The sequence below is a fragment of the Mangrovihabitans endophyticus genome, assembly GCF_014646155.1.
Taxonomy (GTDB): domain Bacteria; phylum Actinomycetota; class Actinomycetes; order Mycobacteriales; family Micromonosporaceae; genus Actinoplanes; species Actinoplanes endophyticus.
Window position 1 is genome coordinate 13601 of record NZ_BMMX01000002.1, and the last position, 21850, is coordinate 35450.

19 protein-coding genes are annotated in these 21850 nt (G+C 72.2%); 11 read left to right on the forward strand and 8 right to left on the reverse strand.

The window, feature by feature from the left end:
- Nucleotides 1-34 precede the first annotated feature (34 nt).
- Nucleotides 35-574: a hypothetical protein gene (locus IEY73_RS04890; protein WP_189077867.1), complete on the reverse strand. Its 540-nt coding sequence runs from the start codon at nucleotides 572-574 to the stop codon at nucleotides 35-37.
- 579 nt (nucleotides 575-1153) lie between these two features.
- Between IEY73_RS04890 and IEY73_RS04895 the strand changes: the two genes are divergently transcribed.
- The 4 genes from IEY73_RS04895 (at nucleotide 1154) to IEY73_RS04910 (ending at nucleotide 6917) form a co-directional block, all read left to right on the forward strand.
- Nucleotides 1154-2113 (forward strand): ABC transporter ATP-binding protein, encoded by a 960-nt coding sequence (locus tag IEY73_RS04895; RefSeq protein WP_189077868.1) that lies wholly within the window; start codon nucleotides 1154-1156, stop codon nucleotides 2111-2113.
- Nucleotides 2110-3477 (forward strand): ABC transporter permease, encoded by a 1368-nt coding sequence (locus tag IEY73_RS04900; RefSeq protein ID WP_189077869.1) that lies wholly within the window; start codon nucleotides 2110-2112, stop codon nucleotides 3475-3477. Before IEY73_RS04895 ends, IEY73_RS04900 begins: the two co-directional genes overlap by 4 nt.
- Before the next feature lie 4 nt (nucleotides 3478-3481).
- Nucleotides 3482-6229, forward strand: a complete 2748-nt coding sequence (locus tag IEY73_RS04905) for a bifunctional YncE family protein/alkaline phosphatase family protein (protein ID WP_189077870.1) — start codon at nucleotides 3482-3484, stop codon at nucleotides 6227-6229.
- A gap of 145 nt (nucleotides 6230-6374) precedes the next feature.
- Nucleotides 6375-6917 carry a hypothetical protein gene (locus IEY73_RS04910; protein WP_189077871.1) on the forward strand — a complete coding sequence of 181 codons (543 nt, stop codon included), beginning with the start codon at nucleotides 6375-6377 and terminating at the stop codon, nucleotides 6915-6917.
- Nucleotides 6918-7014: 97 nt separating this feature from the next.
- On the opposite strand, the gene IEY73_RS04915 is transcribed toward IEY73_RS04910, so the two are convergent.
- Complete coding sequence (locus tag IEY73_RS04915; protein WP_189077872.1) at nucleotides 7015-8046, reverse strand: hypothetical protein; 1032 nt, start codon at nucleotides 8044-8046, stop codon at nucleotides 7015-7017.
- 99 nt (nucleotides 8047-8145) lie between these two features.
- Here IEY73_RS04915 and IEY73_RS04920 point away from each other — a divergent pair, with 99 nt between their 5' ends.
- Nucleotides 8146-8775 (forward strand): TetR/AcrR family transcriptional regulator, encoded by a 630-nt coding sequence (locus IEY73_RS04920; RefSeq protein WP_189077873.1) that lies wholly within the window; start codon nucleotides 8146-8148, stop codon nucleotides 8773-8775.
- 84 nt (nucleotides 8776-8859) lie between these two features.
- A complete protein-coding gene (locus IEY73_RS04925) occupies nucleotides 8860-10413 on the forward strand; it encodes a glycosyltransferase family 39 protein (protein WP_189077874.1) in 1554 nt (517 codons plus the stop codon).
- Between the two features lie 16 nt (nucleotides 10414-10429).
- Here IEY73_RS04925 and IEY73_RS04930 read toward each other — a convergent pair whose 3' ends face one another.
- Entirely contained in the window at nucleotides 10430-10987 is a 558-nt protein-coding gene (locus IEY73_RS04930; protein ID WP_189077875.1) for a hypothetical protein, read from the reverse strand.
- A gap of 167 nt (nucleotides 10988-11154) precedes the next feature.
- Here IEY73_RS04930 and IEY73_RS04935 point away from each other — a divergent pair, with 167 nt between their 5' ends.
- Entirely contained in the window at nucleotides 11155-11706 is a 552-nt protein-coding gene (locus IEY73_RS04935) for an NUDIX hydrolase (RefSeq protein ID WP_189077876.1), read from the forward strand.
- A 6-nt stretch (nucleotides 11707-11712) separates the two neighbouring features.
- On the opposite strand, the gene IEY73_RS04940 is transcribed toward IEY73_RS04935, so the two are convergent.
- Both IEY73_RS04940 and IEY73_RS04945 read right to left on the reverse strand, forming a co-directional pair.
- On the reverse strand, nucleotides 11713-13140 hold the full coding sequence (locus tag IEY73_RS04940; protein WP_189077877.1) for an amidohydrolase family protein: 1428 nt from the start codon (nucleotides 13138-13140) through the stop codon (nucleotides 11713-11715).
- Nucleotides 13137-14096, reverse strand: a complete 960-nt coding sequence (locus IEY73_RS04945; RefSeq protein WP_189077878.1) for an amidohydrolase family protein — start codon at nucleotides 14094-14096, stop codon at nucleotides 13137-13139. The genes IEY73_RS04940 and IEY73_RS04945 overlap by 4 nt, the downstream gene beginning before the upstream one ends.
- A gap of 133 nt (nucleotides 14097-14229) precedes the next feature.
- On the opposite strand from IEY73_RS04945, the gene IEY73_RS04950 reads away from it, so the two are divergent.
- A complete protein-coding gene (locus tag IEY73_RS04950) occupies nucleotides 14230-15048 on the forward strand; it encodes an IclR family transcriptional regulator (protein ID WP_189077879.1) in 819 nt (272 codons plus the stop codon).
- A gap of 16 nt (nucleotides 15049-15064) precedes the next feature.
- Here the strand turns inward: IEY73_RS04950 and IEY73_RS04955 are convergent, their stop codons facing one another.
- Nucleotides 15065-15436 carry a DUF6188 family protein gene (locus IEY73_RS04955; RefSeq protein WP_189077880.1) on the reverse strand — a complete coding sequence of 124 codons (372 nt, stop codon included), beginning with the start codon at nucleotides 15434-15436 and terminating at the stop codon, nucleotides 15065-15067.
- 38 nt (nucleotides 15437-15474) lie between these two features.
- Nucleotides 15475-16068 (reverse strand): TetR/AcrR family transcriptional regulator, encoded by a 594-nt coding sequence (locus tag IEY73_RS04960; protein WP_189077881.1) that lies wholly within the window; start codon nucleotides 16066-16068, stop codon nucleotides 15475-15477.
- 115 nt (nucleotides 16069-16183) lie between these two features.
- Between IEY73_RS04960 and IEY73_RS04965 the strand changes: the two genes are divergently transcribed.
- Nucleotides 16184-17107 carry an NADP-dependent oxidoreductase gene (locus IEY73_RS04965; protein ID WP_189077882.1) on the forward strand — a complete coding sequence of 308 codons (924 nt, stop codon included), beginning with the start codon at nucleotides 16184-16186 and terminating at the stop codon, nucleotides 17105-17107.
- Nucleotides 17108-17132: 25 nt separating this feature from the next.
- Here IEY73_RS04965 and IEY73_RS04970 read toward each other — a convergent pair whose 3' ends face one another.
- Nucleotides 17133-17876, reverse strand: a complete 744-nt coding sequence (locus IEY73_RS04970; RefSeq protein WP_229715541.1) for an SDR family NAD(P)-dependent oxidoreductase — start codon at nucleotides 17874-17876, stop codon at nucleotides 17133-17135.
- Between the two features lie 116 nt (nucleotides 17877-17992).
- On the opposite strand from IEY73_RS04970, the gene IEY73_RS04975 reads away from it, so the two are divergent.
- Nucleotides 17993-19423, forward strand: a complete 1431-nt coding sequence (locus IEY73_RS04975) for a PepSY-associated TM helix domain-containing protein (RefSeq protein ID WP_229715543.1) — start codon at nucleotides 17993-17995, stop codon at nucleotides 19421-19423.
- A gap of 143 nt (nucleotides 19424-19566) precedes the next feature.
- Nucleotides 19567-21828: a beta-glucosidase BglX gene (gene bglX, locus IEY73_RS04980; RefSeq protein WP_189077883.1), complete on the forward strand. Its 2262-nt coding sequence runs from the start codon at nucleotides 19567-19569 to the stop codon at nucleotides 21826-21828.
- The last annotated feature ends 22 nt before the right edge of the window (nucleotides 21829-21850 follow it).

The window sequence follows — 21850 nt, forward strand, 5'->3', positions numbered from 1 at the left end:
GACCGCCGGGTCTGCGGCGAACCGTGCGCGTCGGTCAGCCCCGGGCCGTCAGCTTCAGAAGCGTGGTCGGCGCACCGGGCGGGCTGGTGCCGATGCCCACCGGCGTGCTGCCGTCGGGGTCCAGCTCGATCGTCTTCGCCGCGCCGCCTTGCGGCTTTACCACGGCCGTCATGTCGTGTCCGTCACCCGAGCCGGCGATCCGGCCGTCGCCGCGGATCTCGAAGACTGCCGGGACCTCCATGGCGAGCACGCCTGGCGTGCCCAGGACCTGGAAGCACACCGCATCGCCGTCGTTCACGCTGAGGTCGCTGGTGTAGACGTAGATGAAGGTGATGTCGCCGTCCGGCGGGTCGGTGCAGTCGGCGAGCACGATGTTGCCGTCGCCGGAGATCAATTTGATGTTCTGCTGGTCGAGGATGGCCGCCGCTCCGGGGTAGCTGTAGTCCTCGACCAGCGACGGCGGGTCCTCCGCGCCGGCCTCCGCCAGGGCGGGCACGGTCAGCGCGGCTGCGCCGCCGGCCGCGACGGTCACCGCCGCCACACCGGCCAGCCATCGTTTCACGACGATGTCCATGAAGTGCCTTTCTTATTGATTCGGTCGCGAGGACCCAGGGGATCGAGTTGATTCGGTCGCGAGGGCCCAGAGGATCGAGCGGGAGCAGTCGGCGCTGCGCCGAGAGGCGGCCCGGGTGAGCGGCAACGCGCGGAGCACCCCGACCGGAGCGGAGCACCCCGACCCGAGACGATGAGTGCGCAGGCACGAGACGGTGGCAGGGCCGGGATGGTCACGACGATGCCGTCCGACACTCGCGCGCGGCGACCAAGACAGGCGCGGCCGATCCTTCGCCGCACGCGGCCGGGGCTCCGGACGCGTGCAGGAAGGACACCGCGCACGCAGGTGTGCGCATGTATTCCCCCGTGTGTTCGCTCAGTCCTTGACGGACCGCTGTGATTCGACCATTGGCGACGACGAATGGCAAGTAGTCGTCCGCCCAACGGGAGGCCAACAGGGGGTGCACGGACGGGGTTCGCCGGGCCCATCGACTGCGATAGATGCCGTACGCCGCCGGTTCGCCCAGCGTTCAACCGCCGGTTCCTGCCCTCGTCGTCCACTGTCCTTAGGTTCGAGGAAGGCCACGAAGAAGAGGGATCGATGAGTGCAATCCTCGCCGCCCGGGCCCGCGGGATCACCAAGTGCTACGGCGACGTGGTCGCGCTCGACCACGTCGACCTGGAGGTGGCGCAGGGGCACGTGCACGGCCTGGTCGGCCCGAACGGCGCCGGCAAGACCACCCTCCTGGGCCTGCTGCTGAGCCTGGCCGTCCCCGACGACGGCCACATCGAGATCCTCGGCACCGCGGTCCGCCGGGCGCTCGACGCGCCGGACGGAGTGGCGGGGTTCGTGGACGGTCCCGGCCTGTATCCCTCGCTCACCGCCCGGCAGAACCTCGCCGCCCTGGTCGCGCTGCGTGGCGGCGACCCGCGCGCGGCAGGTCTCGACGAGGCGCTGGACCAGGTCGGCCTGGCCGACGTGGCGGACGACCGGGCGCACGGCTTCTCGCTGGGCATGCGCCAGCGGCTGGGGCTCGCCGCGGCTCTGCTGGCCAAGCCGCGCCTGCTGGTGCTCGACGAACCCTCCAACGGGCTGGACCCGGCCGGCAAGAGACACGTCCACGGCGTGCTGACCCGGCTCGCCGCCGACGGCGTCGGCGTGGTGCTGTCCAGCCATCGGATGGACGATGTGGAGGCGCTCTGCTCCGAGGTGACCATCCTGCACACCGGCCGGGTGGCGTTCTCCGGCCCGCTGGGCAAACTGGCCGCCGAGAACCGGGAACTCGACTACCGGCTGCTCACCTCGGATCCGCCCGCAGCCCGCGCGATGGCCGCCGACGTGGACGGCATCGGGATCATCGAGAACGGCGCGGCCGACGCCCTGGTGGTACGGGCGCTGACGCCCGCCCTGGACGAACTGGTGACCCGGCTGGTGCGCGCGGGCATCGCGCTGCGCGAACTCACCCCGGTGGTGTCCCCGCTGGAGGCCGCGTTCCTCGGACTCACCGAGGAACGCGGAGGTCAGGCGATGAGCGCGGCCCTGTCGGAGGAGCGCCGATGACCGCCACCGCCGCCGCACCGCGGGCCGTCGCGGGCCGCCCCGGCCGCGTGCCGGTGACCCGGGTCTTCCGCTTCGAACTGGTGAAGCTGGTGTCGCAGTGGCGGATCCGGCTGCTGGTGCCGGCCTGCTGGGTCGCGCCCGCGCTGTTCGTCGCGGTGGTGAGCCGGCAGAGCACGCTGCCGGTCGACACGCTCTTCGGGCGGCTGATGCACGCCACCGGGTGGGCTGGGCCGCTGGTGACGCTCGGCTTCGCCGGCTCCTGGGCGCTGCCGCTGCTGACGTCGGTGGTGGCGGGCGACGTGTTCGCCGCCGAGGACCGGCTCGGAACCTGGCGCCACCTGCTCGTCGCGGTCCGCTCGCCCCGCCGGATCTTCGCCGCCAAGGCGCTGGCCAGCTTGACCGTGATTCTGCTGCTGGTGGCCGGGCTCGCGGTCTCCAGCACGGTGGGCGGGCTGTTGGCGGTCGGCAATCAGCCGCTGACCGGGCTGGACGGTCACCTGGTGTCGCCGCCGGATGCCGCCGCCGGGGTGCTGCTCGCGTGGGGTTGCGCGCTTGCGCCGACGCTGGCGCTGGCCGGGATCGGACTGCTCGGGTCGGTGACGCTGGGCCGCTCCCCGATGGGATTGCTGCTGCCCGCGCTCGTCGCGCTGGCGCTGCAACTGGCCCAGATGTTGCCGTTGCCGGTGGCCGTGCGCCTGGCGCTTCCCGGGTACGCCTTCATCGCCTGGAACGGCCTGTTCACCAGCCCGGCGCAGGCCGAGCCGCTGCTGATCGGCGTGGCGGTCGGCCTCGCCTGGGCGGCGACCGCGACGGCACTGGCCTTCGTGCTCTTCCAGCGGCGGGACTTCACCGATCTGGCCGACGGCGGCGGCCGTCGCGCGGCCGTCGCCGGAGTGCTGCCGCTCGCCGCGCTGACCGCGATCACCGTCGCCGTCATCGCGGTGGCGACCGGTTCCGGCATCACCGGCTCCGGCATCGAGCAGGGCAAGGTGCAACGCGCCGTCGCCACCGAGTTCGCGCACCTCTATCGCCTGCAGACGGCGCAACTCAACCGGCCGGACGTCACGGAAGATCAACTGCACGCCACGGCGGTCTGCACCAAGGGCGGCGGCAGCGCCGATGCGGCCGGCGCCGGCAACGACTGGCGGTGCGTCGTCTCCTGGCGCCTGCCCGGCGTGGCCGCCACCGGATCGGCCGCCTACCAGCTCGACATCACGCCGGACGGACGGTACGTGGCCGACGGCGACGGGCCGAAGGAAGTCAACGGCTATTTCCTGGTGCGCACCCCGGACGGGGACGCACCGAACCCGCTCTGGCAGTTCGACGGCATTGTCGAGTTGCTACCCACCGGCGCGAAGGGATAGTGCCATGCAGGTCATCCGCAATCGGCGGGCCGTCCGGAGGCGCTCCGGGCGGCATCTGGGCCGCCGGATGTTCGTCCTGACGGCCGGTGCCACCGCTGTCCTCGTCGCCACCGCCGGGGGCATCGCGTACGCCCAGACGCATCAGTTCGGCACCGATCAGGTCGGCCAGACCACTCCGCGGGGGCTGGTCGTCTCCGCCGATCAGTACCTCGATCCGATCGGACAGCGCCTGGTCATCGACCCCGGCAAGATCATGTCCTCGGCGGTGAGCCCGGACGGCACCCACCTCGCGGCCTCGATCACCGACGGCGGATTGGCACTCGCCGTGGTGGACCTGAGGAACTGGGAGGTCCAGCAGCTTGTCGGCAACAACGCGGCCGCGGACCTGCGGATCAGCGGCAACGACGTGGGACAGGAGGGTCCTGCCTACTCCCCGGACGGCTCCCGTCTGTGGCTGGGCCAGGCCGACGGCTACCGCACCTTCACCGTCAACCCGGACGGAACCCTCGCCGACCCGGCGTTCGTCGCCATCCCCGCCGACGGTCCCCGGCGTGCGCTGGCCGCCCAGGCGGTGTTCACGCCCGACGGATCCACCGTGTACGCGGCGGTCAACGGACAGAACCGGGTGGTGGCCATCGACGCGGCCACCGGCGCCATCGAGCGGAGCTGGGCGGTCGGCAACGCCCCCCGTGACCTGGCGATGACCGGCGGCAAGCTCTATGTCAGCAACGAGGGCGGGCGACCGGCCCGGCCCGGTGACACCACACTCAACTCCTACAACACGCAGGTCCCGGCCGACCCGGTGACCGCGGCCACCACGACCGGCACGGTCAGCGTCATCGACCTGGCCCACCCGGACGCCGCGGTCCGCAGCATCGACGTCGGGCTGCACCCGACCGCGTTGTACGCCGCGAAACGGGCGCTGTTCGTCACCAACACGGCCACCAACGACGTGTCCGTCATCGACACGTCCCGCGACGCGGTGGTGCAGACCATCGCCACCCAGCCGTGGCCGGAGGCGTCGGTGGGCTACGAACCCGACGCGGTCACGCTCACCGGCGACGGCCATCTGCTGGTGACCCTCGGCCGGGCCAACGCGGTCGCCGTCTATCGCTTCACCACGCCGTTGGCGCCGGTCAGCTACGTCGGGCTACTGCCGACCGACTACTTCCCGTCGGAGATCGTCACGGTGGGCAACGATGTGGTGGTCTCCAACACCCGCGGCATCGATGCCCGGCGCCCCACCACCCGAGGCGGCCGCACCACCCACGACACGACCTCGTCCGTGCAGCGTTTCCGGCTGCCCAGCGACCGGGTCATCCGGCTGAACACCGTGCGGGTGTTCCGCCAGAACGGCTGGTTCGGCAGCGCCGTGGTGCAGGCCTCGGGCCGCGGCAAGGTCCCGCCGGTGCCGGTTCCGCTGCGGCTCGGCGACCCGTCGACGATCAAACACGTCTTCCTGCTGGTCAAGGAGAACCGGACGTACGACCAGCTCTTCGGCGACGACCTGCGCGGCAACGGCGACCCGGCGCTGGCGGAGTTCGGCGAGAACGTCACGCCGAACCAGCACGCGATGACGGAACAGTTCGGGCTGTACGACAACACGTATGACATCGGCACCAACTCGGCCGAGGGCCATAACTGGCTGATGCAGGCCGACGACCCGGAGTACACCGAGTCCTCGGCGGGTGAGTACCTGCGCAGCTACGACACCGAGGACGACGCCCTGGGGCACCAGCGCAGCGGCTTCCTGTGGACCGGTGCGCAGGCGGCCGGCAAGACGGTGCGCGACTTCGGCGAGTTCCACCAGTTCCTCACCAAGCCCGCCGGTGCGAGCTGGCAGAACCTCTACTGCGACGCCAAGAACATGGCAGCCACCGGGCAGGACACCCGATACCCGATGGTGTCGTCGTCGCCGATCCCCTCGCTCAACGACGTGTCGGTGCACGGTTTCCCCAAGTACGACACCAGCGTGCCGGACATCTACCGGTACGAGATCTGGAAGCGTGACTTCGACCGCAACGGGCCGGCCAACCTCAACATGTTCTGGCTCTCCAGCGACCACACCGGCGGGCCGCCGAACGCCGCCGCGCAGGTGGCCGACAACGACCTCGCGGCCGGCAAGATCGTGGACGCCATCTCGCACAGCGGGTACTGGAAGGACTCCGCGATCTTCATCGTGGAGGACGACTCCCAGGCGGGCCTCGACCACATCGACGGTCACCGCGCGCCGATCCAGATCATCAGCCCGTACGCCCGGCGGGGTGTGATCGACAGTCGCTACTACTCGCAGATCACCATGATCCGCACCATCGAGCAGATCCTCGGCATTCATCCGATGAACCAGAAGGACACCGCCGCCAGCCCGATGCGCGCCGCGTTCACCCTGCGGGCGGACCGCACGCCGTTCACCGCGGTGCCCAACCGGACGTCGCTCACCCTCGGGCTGGCGACCCCGCCCCCGTGCGGCGAAGATGTCCCGGCGTCGCCGGATCCCACCCTCGCGGCCCCGCCGTCGGCCACCGTGCCGGCCGGCCAGCGCGCGGTCGCCGCGCAGTGGGACGCGTGGAAGGCACAGCAGCGGCTGACCGGCCCGAATGCGAGGCCCGACTTCGCCAACCCCGCGCAGATGAACCATTTCACCTGGTACCAGTCGCACGACTGGACGAAGCCGTACCCGGGCGAGAAAGCCATCGTCGTCCCCGACAAGGTGCCGGGCGCCTACCTGCCGGCCCCGGAGTCCGGCGACTGACGGACCGCGCGAGGGACGGATCTCCGACTCGGTCATGGCACGGCCGACGGATAGCCACAGTGGAGCGATTGCGGTTAGCTGGAGGCCGCCAAGTGAGAGATATCAATGCATTGTGTGCACCCTGGGCGCACACAAGGAGGTGCGCATGACACGCGTCTGGCGGCTCGTCCTCGCCGCTGTCCTGACCACGCTGGCGTTCCTGACCGTCCCGGCCTCACCGGCCGCTGCGGCCGGCTGCAGCACCAGAAACAGCGACGGCGCGACCGGCGGCTACAGCGTCCTGCTCTATTGCAGCGGCGCGGGCTTCATCACCGGGTACGGCAGCACGCTGACCACCGCTAATCAGGAGGCGCTCCTGCTCTATCAGCTTTACACCGTGAGCGGCGTGGACTGCGACGGCCGCTCGGCCGACACCACGACCGGCGGCTACAGCGTCCTGCTCTATTGCAGCGGCGCGGGCTTCATCACCGGGTACGGCTCATCGCTCAGCGACGCCGCCTTCGAGGCCCGTGCCCTGGCCACCCTGTACGCGGATCAGGGACGCGATTGCGACGGGCGCAGCGTCAGCCGTTCCTCCGGCGGTTACGACGTGCTTCTCTACTGCTCGGGCCTGGGCTTCGTGCACGGCGTCGGCTCCACGGTGACCGGCGCGGCGGCGAACGCCCGGCTCGCCGCCACCCTCGGCTGAGCACCGCCTCCGCCTCATCGCGCTGCCGCGAGGGCCCGCCGCGCTGACGCCGCGGGCCCTCGCCCGCATCACCGGGAAGCCCGTCCGGCCGTCGACGTCACGCGCCGGCCGCGACGGGCGTCCGGGCCTCGTCGGCCGGCCGGGCCGCGACGGCACGACGCGCCGCGCGCCTGGTGCCGACCACGACCAGGATCGCACCCGCGAGCAGCCAGGCCGTGAGGACGAGGATCGGCCGGATGGCGCCGTGCCCGTCGAAGAAGGCGGTCGAGCGCAGCAGCCACCCGGCGGCACCCGGCGGCAGGAACTGGCCGAACTGGCCGGACCAGCCGGGCAGCATCTCCGGCGCGCTGGTGGCGCCGGACAGGGTGTTGCCCAGCAACACCATGATGGCGGCGCCGATGCCGAAGCCGACGGTGCCGAACAACGCCTCCAGACCGAGGATGGTGGTCGACGTGGCGGCGACCGACAGCGCGATCACACCGGCGTTGGCCACGTAGGCGCCATTCAGCGACCCCAGCCAGAACTGCAGGATCGCGGCCATCGCGAGGCCGGCGGTGACGGAGTAGGCCAGCGCCCCGGCCAGCCGGCGCACCGTGCCGCGCACCCGGCTGGTCAGCAGCACGGCGGCGAGCATGCCACCGATCACCAGCGGCAGGGCGCTGGCGGCGAGTCCCACGCCGCGCGGGTCGTCGGCGGGCAACGGAGCGAGGTCGCGCACCGCCGCCGCGGGCGTCCCCCCGTCCCCGCGCACCGCCTCGGCGACAGCGGTCAGCGCCTGGGCCACGACCGGGCTGGCCGCGGACGCGACGATCACCCGGGGCGGACCGGCGCTCAGGTCGATCGCCCCGTACGCCTCCCGGTCGCGCACCGCCTCCTCGGCCGCCGCGGCGTCCGCCACCCGGGTGATGTCGAAGGCGTCGGGCATGCGCTGCTGCAGCGCGGCGACCATCTGGTCGGCGGCGCCGGGCGGGCCGGCCACCACGACCGGCACGTCGTGCAGCGACGACCGCGCCGCCGGCCATGCGAAGGCCGTGAGCAGCACGCTGATGATCACCGTCAGGAGCGCCACCGTGGCGGCCACCCGCGCCCACGGCGTCTTCTGCGGTGTGGTCGAGACCGGACCGGCCATGTCTTGCCTCCCCGTATATAAACGAACGAACATTCGCTTTAAAGCTAGGGCGAACACGGAGAGTTGTCAAGAACGAACGCTCGCTTTTACGATGGGTCCATGCCTCGCGTCACCGCCGAATACCGCGCCAACCGCCGCGCCGAGATCGTCGCCGCCGCCGGGCGCCTGTTCGCGGGCAACGGGTTCCACGCGACCTCGATGGCGGACATCATCGCCGAGTCGGGGCTCTCGGCGGGCGCCGTGTACCGCTACTTCCGCAGCAAGGAGGAACTCATCGCGGTGGTGGCCGAGACCGCCCTCAGCACCGCCGACGAGATCTTCGGCGAGTTGCTCGCCGACGGCGCGACACCGTCGCCGTCCCACGCGGTGACCACCATGATCGACGGCGTCATGACGCGCGCTTCCGGAGCCGGCGGAACCGGGCACGACCTGACCCGCATCGCCCTGCAGGTGTGGGCCGAGGCGCTGCGCAGCCCCGAACTCGGCCGCCGCACCGAGGAGGTCTTCCGGCGCCTGTCCGGGCACTACACCGAGGTCGCACGCCGCTGGCAGGCCGCCGGCCACCTGCCCACGGACGCATCCCCGGACCAGGTCGGCGCCGCCATGCTCGGGCTGACCCAGGGCTTCCTGCTGCAACACCTGCTGATCGCCGACGTCACGGCCACCAGCTACGCCACCGGCGTCCGGGAGCTCCTGGGCGAGGAAGGCTCAGCCATCACCACCTCGTGACGACGGTGCGACCGGCGCAGCTCGGGCGCGGACGGGCCGCCGCGGGGCCACCGGAACATGAGACACCGTCTACGATCTGCCCACATGGCACAGTCCTCGCGCACCGTCCGAGGTGGCGAGCTCGCCACTTCGGACGATGCGCCCACGCGGGTGATCCCTCGTCCCCGGCGGCGCATCCCGGTCACCGCCCGGCCGACGGCCGTCCCGTCCCCCCGTGCGGACGTGCTGTTCTGGATGCTGCCGGCGCTGGTCGCCGCGGCGTTGGGCGGCTGGCGCCTGACCGCGGCGGCACTGTGGGCGGACGAGCTGGCCACCTGGGGCGCGGTCCGGCTCTCCTGGGAGCAGCTCTGGCGGCTGTCCGCCGCGGTGGATGCCGTGCTCACCCCGTACTACGCGATGATGAAGCTCTACACCGCGGTCGCGGGCACCTCGACCGCGGCGCTGCGGCTGCCCGCACTCGCCGCGACCGTCGCCACCTCCCTCGTGGTGACCGCCCTCGGCCGGCGCCTCGGCGGTCGCGACACCGGGCTGGCGGCGGGCCTGCTCTTCGCCGTCGTCCCGGTCACCTCGCGGTACGCGCAGGAGGCCCGGCCGTACGCCCTGGCGATGTTCGCCGCCGCCCTCGCCGTGCTGTGCCTGATCCGCCTGCTCGACGATCCCGGCCCCGGGCGGGCCGCGGCGTACTCCTCGGCGCTGGCCCTGGCGGCGCTGAGCCACCCGCTCAGCGCCCTCCTCCTGCTCGCCGGGCATGCGCTGGCGGTGGCGCTGCGGCAGGTCCGGGTCGGCGCTGCGGCGTGGTACGGCACCGCGGCGTGGATCATCGCGGCCGTGCCGGGCGGGGCAGCCGCACTGATCCTGGTCGGACTCGGCTACCGCAGCCGGGGGCAGATCGGCTGGATCGAGCACCTCACGCTGAGCGGATTCGACGCGGTCCCGGACGGGCTCTTCCTGACCGGAGCGGTGGGCGGGATCGTCATCGGCCTGGCCGTCCTCGCGGTACGCCGGACCGACGAGCACGTCTGCGTGGCCGCCGCCGCGTTCACGCCCCTGCTGGTGCTGCTGGCGGCGGACCAGGTCATGCCGATCTGGGTGACCCGCTACGTGCTGGTGGCGGTGCCTGCGCTGGCCGCGCTCGCGGCAGCCGCGATGCTCCGCTTCGGCCGCACGCAGGCGGTCGTGGCGCTGGCGCTCACCGTCGCGCTGGGCGTCTCGACGCACCTGCGCATCCGGGAACCGGACGGCCACGGCGAGGATTCCGCGCGCATCGCGTCGGTGATCGGTCCCCGGTGGAGACCCGGCGACGTCGTCGTCTTTGCGGACAGTCATCGGAGCATCCCGTGGGCGGCGCGCGACATCTACCAGCGGTACCTGCCGGCGCCCCGGCCACCGGACGTGCTGCGCGTTTCGGCGCAGCGCACCGACGGCCGCTTCCTGGCCACCGAATGCCCCGCGGCGTCCTGCCTCGGCAATCCGCCGCGCGTCTGGGTCATCCGGGTGGACAAGCCGAGCGATCCGTTCCAGGACATGGCCGCGGGCAAGCGGCAACTGCTGCGCGAGCACTACCAGACCGCCCAGCGCTGGACCTACGCGCTGCTGACGATCATCCTGGTCGAGCGCAAGCCGTCGGCCGCCGGGTGAGCCGGGGGCCGGGACGTCACTTCTTGACGATCGTGAAGCTGGAGCAGCTCGTACGCCCGCGGTCCACGCCGCCCTTCATCCGCAGCGGCTTCCCGCTCGGTGCGGGAGCGAGCAGGTCCACCATGCGGTACCCGGCGGGCTGCTTGATCCACGAGTCCGGCCGCAGATCGACGTGGGTGCCGGTGTATTCACCCTTGAGCCGGAACGAGCCGAGCGGCGCACCGGTGATCTTCTTGGTCCGATAGAACGTGAAGGTCGCGACGAGGTCGCCGCGCTTGGTGAGCGCCCGCTTGATCTCCAGATCCAGCCCACGCGTCGTCTTGTCGCAGACATAGGTGCCCTGCCAGTCACCGGCGAGCGCGGAGACCATGGCAGCCTGCTCCGCGGTGAGCCCACGGTCGGGCGCGACCATGCCGGCCACGATGTTCCACCCGATCCCGGCCACCGCGACCACCGCGGCCAGGATGATCAACAGGCAGCCGCATCCCCCGTTGCCCCGGTTGCGGCGGTTGGCCCGGTCCCGGGCGCGTTCGTCCGCACCGATGGGGCAGTCCGGAGCGTGGACGTCGTCCATCCATCCGCCACAGGACGGGCACCTGACCACCGAGCCGGTCACCTCCGCCGATGCGTTCGTGCCACGGGACCTTTCGACGCTAAACGCGCTCCCCGGGAAGATCATCGGCCGAAAGCGCAGGCCAACCTGGCGTACCGGCCGGAGTCGAACTCTGGTTGGCTACGCTCATGACCGATCAGGTGCCCCGTTCGGCGGACGAGATCCTCGACATCGTGGACGAGCAGGACCGGGTGATCGGCCAGGCGCCGCGGGCCGAGGCGTACGCCCGGAGGCTGCGGCACCGGGCCGCCTTCGTCCTCGCCCGGGACCCGGCCGGGCGGATCTTCGTGCACCGCCGCACGGCGGACAAACTCGTCTTCCCGTCGCTCTACGACATGTTCGTCGGCGGCGTGGTCGGCGCGGGAGAGACGTACGACGCGGCCGCCCTGCGGGAGGCCGAGGAGGAACTCGGCGTGACCGGGCTGCCCGCGCCGGACCCGCTGTTCCGGTTCCGCTACGAGACCCCCGAACACTCCTGGTGGTCGGCCGTCTACGAGGTGCGGTGCGAGCCACCCGTACGTCCGCAGCCCTCCGAGATCGACTGGCACGCATTCCTCACCGAGCAGGAACTGGAACGGCGGCTGGGCGAGTGGGACTGGACGCCGGACGGGCTGGCCGCGTACCGGAAGCTGGCAGCCTGGCGCCGCACGTCGGAGCCCGGCCACCGTCCGCCGGGCTGACAGAGTTCAGTCGACGGACCGGGCGGCCGCGATCCGGTCCTTCATCGCGGCCAGTTCCTGGACGCCGTAGTGCCGGCCGGACCGCACGACGCCGACGACGCGGTGCAGGTTGGCGGCGGCGGCGACCGGGTTGGCGTCGAGCAGCACGAGGTCGGCGTTGCGGCCCGGTTCGACGGTGCCCATGGTGTCGGTGGCGGCCAGAAACTCGGCCGCGTCGACGGTCAGCATCTGCAGAAGCCGCAGCGGCGCCAGCCCGGCCTCGGCGAGCAGGTCGATCTCGTCGTGCAGCGCGGCCCCCGGGATCACCCAGACGGCTCCGGAGGAATCGGTGCCGACCAGCATCCGTACGCCGGAATCCGCGAAGATCCGGGTCAGCTCGTACTCGTACCGGTGCGACCGGGCGAGGGTCTCCCGCTGCCCGGCGGTGAACCTGCCGAACCGGGCGACCGCGCCGTCCCACGCCTTGCGGGCGGACGGTGCGACGTACCGCAGATCCGGGTCCGCGGCGAACCCCGGATCGTCGCACAGCTTGCTGGTCTTCTGCCGGATCAGCGTGGGCACATGCCAGGTGCCGTCGGCGGCGAACCGTTCGGCGAGCCGGCGGGCGTGGTCGCGGTCGAAGGTCCGCACCGCGTGGTCGAGGATGTCGACGTCCGCGGCCTTGTTCAGATTGACCGGATTGATCACCACGCGCCGCATGATCCGCTCGGCGAGTTTCTCGGCGAGCGGGAGCCGCACGGAGGGCAGGGTGAGCCGCTGACGGGCGCCGGCCGCCCGCTGGATGGCGTCCTCCTCCGCCGAGCAGCACGCCAGCACGCCCAGCCCGGACCCGAAGTGCTCGATGGAGCGCATGCCGATCCGGGACGCCCGCAGCACGTCGATCCCGCCGGGCAGATGGCCGACGATCGGCACGCCCAGGCGCAGCGCCTCCGCTTGGGCGTCGAAGAACCGTTCCCTGGTCATCGCGGCCGACTTGACGAAATCGGCGCCCGCGGCAACCTGTTCGCGCACCGTCGCGGCGGCCCGTTCCGGGGTGCCGGTGTTCAGCATGGTCAGCAACGGGCCGGGCATGGCGAGCAGGGCCGGCGACGCCTCGGGCAGGCGCAGGCGGCCGTCGGCTCGCGCTCGCAGCAGGTTCAGGTCGCCGTGCATCTGCCGGAAGCCGGTGATGCCGTGGGCGAGCATCAGTTCCAGGGTGGCCGCGACGTCGCCGCCGCGGCCCAGCGGGTGCGCGTGCATGTCGTTGTAGCCGGGCACGACATAGCGGCCCGGGGCGTCCACGATCCGCGCCCCGGCCGGATGCGCGACGTCCCGGCCGACCTCGGTGATGACGCCGAGGTCGGCCCGCACGTCCACATCGGAGCGCAGCGAGCCGTCTCGGGTGTCCACCACCGTGACACGGCGCAGCACCACAGTGGACGAGGCTTCGGTCATGCGGTACCTCCGGAGAGCAGGCGGCGGGCGTTGCGGGTGGTCAGGTCGCGCCAGGTGGCACCGTCGGCCGGCGGTCCGGCGGTGTCGATCGACCGGATCTGGTCCAGCACCAGGTCGGGCGGCGTCCAGCAGTAGTCGCTGCCGTACACGACCTGTCGCGTGCCGACCACCGCGTCGAGCGCGGGCATCTGCCGCGGGAAGGGCGTGCCCGCCATGTCGAACCAGAACCGGCCCAGTTGGTCGGCCACGGTGGCCTCGTCCGGTGTGCCGGCGCTCAGCACCTGCCGGAACAGCTCCATCCGGTCGGTCAGCAGCGGCAGCACGCCGCCGCCGTGGGTGAGAATCCACCGGATCCGCGGGAAGCGGGCGAGCACACCCGCGAGCATCAGGTCGGCGGCGGCGCGGGCGGTGTCGAACAGGAACTCGAGCATCGGGCGAGGCCGGTTGCCGGTGACCGCTTCCGCGTACGGCGGGGACGTCGGATGCACGAAGACCAGCGCGTCCCGGCGGTCGAGCTGGTGCCACAGCGGGTCCAGGCGGGCGTCGCCGAGGTAGCGCCCCCGGTGGTTGCTCTCCACCAGCACACCGTCCGATCCCCGTACGTCCAGCGCGTCCGCGACCTCCGCTACGGAGGCTTCCACGTCGGGCAGCGGCAGCGCGGCGAAATGGCCGAATCGATCCGGGTGCCGGTCGCGCACGGCCGCACCGGCGTCATTGACGGCTCGGGCGAGCGCGGCGGCGGCGAGGTCGTCGCCGAAATGCACGCCGGGCGAGGACACCGACAGGTACGCCTTGTCGATGCCGCCGCGGTCCATCAGGGCGAGATGGGCCTCGGCGCTCCAGCCGGGCCAGCCGGGCATCCCGTCCGGATGGTCGATGCCAGCCGCCCGAGCCGCGGCCACGTACTCCTCGGTGACGAAATGGGCGTGTACGTCGATCAGTCCGGTTCGGGTCATGGTTTCCTCGTCGCTGCGTTCGGATGTGCCGGGCTCGGATGCGCCGGGTCCGGAGGTGCCGGGCTCGGATGTGTGCGACGGTAGGAACACCGGCCGACTGCCGGCACCGCCCATGCCGATGATCGGAACACGCATGTCCGAGCGAGCCTCCTCGCCGCGGCGTGGTGGCCGCCCGCCTCGGGGCGACGCCGTGATCGAACGGGCGTTCGCGCTGCTCGCCACGTTCGACTCCGGCCACCCCGCGCAGTCCCTCGCCGACCTCGCCCGGCGCAGCGGCATCCCCCGCAGCAGCGCGCTGCGGCTCGCCCGCACCCTGATCGGCGTCGGCGCCCTGGAACGCCTCGACGACGGGCGGTTCGTGGTCGGCGTGCGCCTGCTGGAGATCGCATCGCTGGCCCCGCGTGGCCACGGGCTGCGCGCGGTGGCCATGCCGCACATGGAGGATCTGTTCCACGTGACCCGCCAGCACGTGCTGCTCGCGGTGCGCGAGGGTGACGAGGCGCTGCTCGTCGAACGGCTGTCCGCCCGCGACGCCAGCCCGGCGCGTTACCGGGTCGGCGGGCGCCTGCCGCTGACCTCGACCGGTGTCGGCCTGGTCTTGCTCGCGCACGCGCCGGCCGACCTGCAGGAACAGGTCGTCGCTGCCTACCGCCCGGACGTGCGCCGGGGTGACGACATCGACACCCCGGAGGATCTGCGGCGGACGCTTGCCGAAATCCGGCGGGGCGGGTACGCCCTGGGGCGGCAGACGCGGCCGTGGGCGATGGGCACGGTGGCGGCGCCGGTGCACGGGCCGGGCGGCGTGGTGGCGGCGCTGTCGATCGTCATGCCGAGCGCGGAGCTCGACGGTTCCGCGTACGGGCCGGCGGTGCAGGCGGCGGCGCGCGCGATCTCCCGGCGGATGGTGGCGGTCCCGTTGCCGGAGGAACTCCTGCCCCCGCCTCGCGGCTGAGGCGGACCTGGCCTTGTCAGAGTCGGGCGGTCCATTCCGAGAGATCGCCGCCGGGGCCACAGACCACCTTGAATCCTGCGGGTCCCGCCACGGTCCACGCCTCAAATTGCGGATCGGCGGAGACCACCACGCGGGAGCCGCCGTTCAGGTCGATCCGCAACGCGCCGCTCTCCTCCGCGACGGCCGCCGTCACCTCGTCGCCGGTCAGTGCGTCCAGAGCGGCCTCGCCCCCGTCCGCCCCCGGCTGCACGTCGTACTCAATGCCGTGCGTCCGCACGCGCATCGGCGATTCGACGCGCACCTCGTAGCCGCCGCTGACCGTGAACGCAATCGTGTAACCGAACTCATGGCCGAGAATCCGCTGCCCGGCAAAACCAAGATCCATCATCACCAACCCTGCGGAGTAAGCGCATCTTCCCGCTGTCATCAGTGCTGGGGCTTGCCCGGGGCCGGGTGTGGGGGCGCGGCGTCCGCCGCCACCGTCAGCATGTCCGCCGCGCTCTGTGACAGCAGCCGGGCGAAATCGGCCTGCTCGTCCGCCAGGTAGCGTTCGATCGTCAGGCGTAGCACCGCCGCGCCGACGTCCACCGCCAGGCGGGCCGCCTGGCGGTCATGACCGCGGCGGGTCAGCGCCGCGGTCAGCGTCTCGGACAGCCACGCCTGCTTGATCAGCTCGCGCTCCTGCAGCGGCGGATTCGCCGCGATGATCGCCGCGCGCTCGCACAGGTAGGCGCGCGGCCGGAGTACCTGCGGGGTGACCGCGAACGCGGCCAGCAACGTGGGCAGCGCGCCGGTCCCGGCCGGGACGGCATCGATCGCGGCGAGGAATTTCTCCGCCAGCTCGTCGCCGGCGAACAGCACCTCACGCTTGTCGGCGAACCACCGATAGAACGATCGCTCGGTGAGGTTCGCGCGCTGCGCGATCTGCGCCACCGTGGTCCGGTCGTATCCCTGCTCGGTGAACAGGTCGAGGGCCGCCCGTTCGAGCCGGCCGCGGGCGTTGCCCTCCCATCGCGCCATCCCGTGAGCATAGCGACAGCAGATGCTGTCGTCACTTTGCTAGGGTCGGTGACGACAGGTTCTGTCGTCACTATCGCCGGCACCCCCTCGCGCCGGCGTCCGGGAGGGAACTCAGATGCGCACCCTTCGCTTCCGCGAATACGGAAAACCGCTGGACGTCCTGCGGATCGAGGACATCGATCCACCCACGCCCGGACCGGCTCAGATTCGCATCGCCGTGCAGACATGCGGGCTCACCCCGGCGGACTGGGCCCTGTGCGGCGGGCTCTTCGCCGGCGATCTGCCGCGCGGGATCGGGCTCGAAGTCGCCGGTACGGTCGATGCGCTCGGCGACGACGTGACAGGCGTGGCGCTCGGCGACCCGGTGCTCGGCCCCGCCCCGTTCACCGGGCCGAGCGCCGGCGCCTCCGAGCAGGCGCTGCTGGACATGTGGTTTCCCCGCCCCACGGCTCTCGACCCGGCAGACGCCGCGGCGCTGCCGATGGCGGTCGAGACGGCGTACCGGGGCCTGGATCAGCTCGGCGTGCCCGCCGGGAGCACCGTGCTGGTGCACGGCGCCGGCACCACGGTCGGCTATGCCGCGGTGCAGATGGCGCTGCAGCGCGGCGCTCGGGTCATCGCCACCGTCGGCACGACGTACGCCGATGCCCTGCGCGCCGCCGGGGCGGAGGTCACCGGATACGGCGACGGCATGCCGGACCGGGTGCGCGAGATGGCGGGCGGCCCGGTCGACCTGGTCCTCGACACGGCACCGTTCAGCAACGCGCTGGCCGCCCTCGTGCGTACCGTCTCCGCGCCGGACCACGTGCTGACGTTCAGCGGCGCCGCCACGGCCCGGGGATTCGGCGTGCGGAGCGCCTTCGACGCCGACGCCGGGCCGCTGCGCCCCGACGTCATCGGCGAGTACGCCCGGCTGGCCGCGCAGGGACGCTTCGCGGTGCCGGTGGCCCGTACGTACCCGCTGGAGGACTGGCGTTCAGCGGCCGAGCGCAGCCAGTCCGGGCAGGCGCGGGGCAAGCTGATCCTGACGATCGGCTGACCATCGCGGGCGCGGGCGGCCCTGTTCAGCCGCCCGCCGGCACCGCGATGTCGGGCTGTTCCGGGCCGTGCGGGATGTCGATGCGTTCCTCCCCCGTGCGCAAGGCACGCAGGATGACCCGGCCGACGTACTCGGGGCGATGCGCGACCATGCCCGGGCGCGGAAGCGGCGCACCCGGAAGGTACCGTCCCCCGCCGAACTCCGTGGCCGTGACGGAGGGCAGCACCAGCGACACCTGGACGCCGTCGGTGGCCAGTTCCTTGCGGGCCACCTCGGTGAGCATGTTGACGGCGGCCTTGGATGCGGCGTACGCGCCGACGCCCGGCGGGGCGATCCGGGTGGTGCCCGAGCTGACGGTGACGATGCGGCCCGCCTGCTGCGCGCGCATCACCGGCAGGACCGCCTGAATCGCGGTGACCACGCTGACCACGTTCAGGTTCAGCAGGTCCAGATAGGCGGCCGGGTCAACCTCCTCCAGCGAGTGGTGAAAGCTCGCCCCCGCGTTCACGACGTAGCCGTCCACCCGGCCGTGCCGGTCCATCGCGGCCCGCACCAGCGCGTGCTGCTGCTTGGCGTCGGTCACATCGGTCGGCACCGCGAGCGCACCGTCGAGTTCGTCGCTGAGCGCGGCGAGGCGATCGGCCCGGCGAGCGGCGAGCACCGGCCGGGCGCCGGCCTCGTGCAGCAGCCGGGCGGTGGCCGCGCCGATGCCGGACGAGCTGCCGGTGACGATGACGACCTTGCCGGTCAGGTCGAGGAGTTCAGGCACCCGGCCATCCTGCCACCGACGGCGGAATGCGAGGCCGGTGGGGAACTTTGTGGACGGAAACGGCGACCAGTGGGCAGATGACCGTTCCGTCCCCGTTCCCCATGCCGAGGTCGCCGATGTCCACCACCGCTCAGCCCACCGCAGCGTCGCGCCCACCGCGCACCGCCGGCCGCAGCTTCGGGCCGCTGCTGCTGCGGCTGCACTTCTACGCCGGCCTTTTCGTCGCCCCGTTCCTGCTGCTGGCAGCGTTGTCCGGGCTGCTGTACGTGTTCACCCCGCAACTGGAGAAGGCGGTGTACGCCCACGAACTCACGGTCGCACCGGGCGGCCCGATGCGGCCGTTGTCCGAGCAGCTCGCCGCGGCCAGGGCGACCCACCCCGGGGGCGCGATCGTCGCGGTCCGCCCGGGCAGTGACGAGACGACCACCCAGGTCGACTTCACCGCGCCAGGGTTGGATGACGAGCACAAACAGACCGTGTATGTGAACCCGCACAACGCCCGCGTCACCGGGCAGCTCACCACCTGGTGGGCGGCGACGCCCCTGCGTACCTGGTTCGACGACCTGCACACCAACCTCCAACTCGGCACGGTCGGCTACTACTACTCCGAGTTCGCCGCCAGTTGGCTGTGGGTCCTCGCGCTGGGCGGCGTCGCGTTGTGGTGGCGACGTCAACGCGGCAAGCGGATGTTCCGGCCGGATCTGGCCGCGAAGAAGGGCGTACGCCGCACCCGCGGCTGGCACGCCTCCACCGGCCTGTGGCTGTCCGTCGGACTGCTCTTCCTCTCGGCCACCGGGCTGACCTGGTCGAACCTCGCGGGCGCCAACTTCGGCGCGGCGGTCGACGCCCTGCACGGGAGCCGGCCCGCGGTGTCCACCGAACTGGGCGGCACCACATCGGCCGGCGGCGGCCATCATCACGGCACCGCCTCGGCGGGCGCCGGCACGGCCTCCGATCCGGCCGCGATCGATGACGTGATGCGGGTGGCCGCCGCCAACGGCATCGACGGTCCGGTCACGGTCACCCTCCCCGAAGACGCGCACACCGCGTGGACCGTCATGCAGGAGGACGGTGTCTGGCCGCTGCGCCGGGACAGCATCGCGGTCGACGCGTCCACCGGTGCGATCGTGGACCGGATCGACTTCGCCGACTGGCCGCTGATGGCCAAGTTCACCCAGTGGGGCATCTACGCGCACATGGGCGACCTGTTCGGCCTGGCCAACCAGATCCTGCTCGCCGCCCTGGCGCTCGGCCTGCTCTGCGTCATCGTCTGGGGTTACCGGATGTGGTGGCAGCGCCGCCCCACCCGCACCGACCGCCGCGCGGTGGTCGGTGCGCCCCCGGCCGGCCGCGGCGCCTGGCGGCAAGTTCCCGTCTGGGGCATCGCCGTGGGTGTGCCCGTCGCCCTTGTGCTCGCGCTCGCGATCCCACTGTTCGGCATTCCGCTGGCCGGATTCCTGCTGGCCGACATCGCGATCGGCCGGTTCGGCCGGGGCGCAGGGCCGTCCGCCGAGGTGCCGGTGTCGCCAGCGCCGGCCGGGCGGTGATGCCCGGTCATTATGGGGCGACCGGCGTTCCGTGCCCGGTGTCGGATCTGGGACGCCGGTCTTGCCGATCGGTGTCGCGCACCGCGAGATGAGATATCTACGTCCATCGAAGGCGTACGGGGTCTCGGGGAGGCGGGGACGGCATGGCGCGCATCCGGTCCATGGCCGCGGTGGCGGCGACGATGATCCTGGTGGGCGTCATCGCGGCCTGCGCGGCACCGGGCAGACCACCGTCCGTGCAGGCGCGGGTCGACGGTTTGCTGGCCCGCATGACCACCACGGAGAAACTGGAGCAGTTGCAGCTACTGCCGGACTCCGCGGTCACCGACGACGAGGTGCGCCGCGGGCTCGGCTCGGTGCTCAGCCTCACCGACCCGGTGGAGATCAACCGGCTCCAGCACCTGGCCGTGGAACGGTCCCGGCTGCACATCCCGATGTTGTTCGCGTTCGACACCATCCACGGGTTCCGCACCGTCTTCCCGATCCCGCTGGGCGCCGCGAGCAGCTTCGATCCGTCGACGGTCGCCGATGACGACCGGATCGGCGCGCGCGAATCGGCGGCGGTCGGTATCAAACAGATCTACGGGCCGATGGTCGACGTGTCGCACGAGCCGCGCTGGGGACGCATCGCCGAGGGCGGCGGCGAGGATCCGTACCTGGGTTCGGTCCTCGCCGCCGCGCGGGTCCGCGCCGCGCAGGGCGACGACTACGGCGCCCCGGACAAGGTGGTTGCCAGCCCCAAGCACTATGCCGCGTACGGTCAGCCGGAGGGCGGGCGCGACTACAACACCACGGACATGTCCGAGCAGCGGCTGCGCAACCTGTATCTGCCGCCGTTCCAAGCCGCCGTGCGGGCGGGCGCCGGCACCGCGATGTGCTCGTTCAACTCCCTCAACGGCGTACCGGGATGCGGCAACCCGTACCTGGAAACCGACATCCTGAAGCGGGAGTGGGGATTCGACGGCTTCGTGGAGAGCGACTGGACCGCGGTGGCCGAGATGCGGGCGTGCCCGCCGGTCCTGCCGGCCGACGGCCCGTGCGGTCATGGCGTGGCGGCCGACGGGCCGGATGCGGCGGCGCTGGCGCTCAACGCCGGCACCGACTCGGAGATGACCAGCACCCTGCTGCGCGACTACGGCGCCCGGCTGCTGGCCCAGCGCCGGATCTCGCCGGCCCGGCTCGACGACGCCGTACGCCGGGTGCTGCGGGTGAAGTTCCGGGCCGGGCTGTTCGAGCACCCGTACGTGAATGTGGCGCGCGCGGAGGCTGCCCAGTTGCGGCCGGACGCGGTGGCGGCGGCGCGCCGGGCCGCGAGCCGCTCGGCGGTGCTGTTGAAGAACGACGGCGGGACCCTGCCGCTGGATCCGGCCAGGAACACCGCGGTGATCGGGCCGCTCGCCGACGACGGTCACGCGATGCTCGGCCCGTGGTCCGGCGTGGGGCGGGACGAGGACGCGGTCACCGTCCTGCACGGCATCCGGGCGCAGAGCACCGGCACCACCACGTACGCGTCGGCGTGCACGCTTCCGCACACCGACCCGCCGGACTACGACCCGGCCGCGGACTGCACGCCGGACGGTTTCGCCGCCGCCGTGGACACCGCGCGCCGGGCCGACCAGGTGGTGCTGGCGCTCGGCGAATCCCGGGAGATGAGCGGCGAGGCGGCGGCCCGCACCAGCCTGGACCTGCCCGGCCGGCAGCAGGAGCTGATCGACGCCATCGCGGCCACCGGGAAGCCGTTCGTGGTGGTGCTGTTCAACGGCCGACCGCTCACCCTGCAACGGGTGGCCGCCTCCGCACCGGCCCTCCTGGAGGCATGGTTCCCGGGTGTGCAGGCCGGCAATGCGGTCGCCGATGTCCTGTTCGGACGGGTCAACCCGGGCGGGAAGCTGCCCGTGTCGTTCCCGCGCCGGCTCGGTCAGGTGCCGATCTACTACAACCACGAGCCGACCGGCCGGCCGTGCGACACCAGTCAGAAGTGGGACTCGCGGTACCGCGACCTGGACAGTTGCGCGCCGCTCTACCCGTTCGGCTACGGCCTGTCCTACACCACGTTCGCGGTGACGAACCTGCGGCTGAGCTCGGCGGGTGTGCGGCTGGGCGGGCGGCTGAGGGCCTGGGTGGACGTCACGAACACCGGCCGCCGCACCGGTGACGAGGTGGTGCAGCTCTACCTGCACGACCCGGTGGCGAGCATCTCCCAGCCGGTGCGGCGTCTGCGCGGCTTCAGCCGGGTGACGTTGCCGCCGGGCGAGCGGCGGACGGTCACCTTCACCCTGGACCGCAACGACTTCGGGTTCTACGACAACCACGGCCGGTACGTCGTGGAGCCGGGCCGGATCGACGTGTTCGCGGGCGACAGCTCGACGGCGACCCTGACCCGATCATTCACCGTGACCCGGTAGACGCCGAAGCCACCCCGCCCCC

Coding starts and splice junctions, on each gene's coding strand:
- IEY73_RS04890 (WP_189077867.1), bottom strand. CDS start 574: ATGGACATCGTCGTGAAACGATGGCTGGCCGGTGTGGCGGCGGTGACC.
- IEY73_RS04895 (WP_189077868.1), top strand. CDS start 1,154: ATGAGTGCAATCCTCGCCGCCCGGGCCCGCGGGATCACCAAGTGCTAC.
- IEY73_RS04900 (WP_189077869.1), top strand. CDS start 2,110: ATGACCGCCACCGCCGCCGCACCGCGGGCCGTCGCGGGCCGCCCCGGC.
- IEY73_RS04905 (WP_189077870.1), top strand. CDS start 3,482: ATGCAGGTCATCCGCAATCGGCGGGCCGTCCGGAGGCGCTCCGGGCGG.
- IEY73_RS04910 (WP_189077871.1), top strand. CDS start 6,375: ATGACACGCGTCTGGCGGCTCGTCCTCGCCGCTGTCCTGACCACGCTG.
- IEY73_RS04915 (WP_189077872.1), bottom strand. CDS start 8,046: ATGGCCGGTCCGGTCTCGACCACACCGCAGAAGACGCCGTGGGCGCGG.
- IEY73_RS04920 (WP_189077873.1), top strand. CDS start 8,146: ATGCCTCGCGTCACCGCCGAATACCGCGCCAACCGCCGCGCCGAGATC.
- IEY73_RS04925 (WP_189077874.1), top strand. CDS start 8,860: ATGGCACAGTCCTCGCGCACCGTCCGAGGTGGCGAGCTCGCCACTTCG.
- IEY73_RS04930 (WP_189077875.1), bottom strand. CDS start 10,987: ATGGACGACGTCCACGCTCCGGACTGCCCCATCGGTGCGGACGAACGC.
- IEY73_RS04935 (WP_189077876.1), top strand. CDS start 11,155: ATGACCGATCAGGTGCCCCGTTCGGCGGACGAGATCCTCGACATCGTG.
- IEY73_RS04940 (WP_189077877.1), bottom strand. CDS start 13,140: ATGACCGAAGCCTCGTCCACTGTGGTGCTGCGCCGTGTCACGGTGGTG.
- IEY73_RS04945 (WP_189077878.1), bottom strand. CDS start 14,096: ATGACCCGAACCGGACTGATCGACGTACACGCCCATTTCGTCACCGAG.
- IEY73_RS04950 (WP_189077879.1), top strand. CDS start 14,230: ATGTCCGAGCGAGCCTCCTCGCCGCGGCGTGGTGGCCGCCCGCCTCGG.
- IEY73_RS04955 (WP_189077880.1), bottom strand. CDS start 15,436: ATGATGGATCTTGGTTTTGCCGGGCAGCGGATTCTCGGCCATGAGTTC.
- IEY73_RS04960 (WP_189077881.1), bottom strand. CDS start 16,068: ATGGCGCGATGGGAGGGCAACGCCCGCGGCCGGCTCGAACGGGCGGCC.
- IEY73_RS04965 (WP_189077882.1), top strand. CDS start 16,184: ATGCGCACCCTTCGCTTCCGCGAATACGGAAAACCGCTGGACGTCCTG.
- IEY73_RS04975 (WP_229715543.1), top strand. CDS start 17,993: ATGTCCACCACCGCTCAGCCCACCGCAGCGTCGCGCCCACCGCGCACC.
- bglX (WP_189077883.1), top strand. CDS start 19,567: ATGGCGCGCATCCGGTCCATGGCCGCGGTGGCGGCGACGATGATCCTG.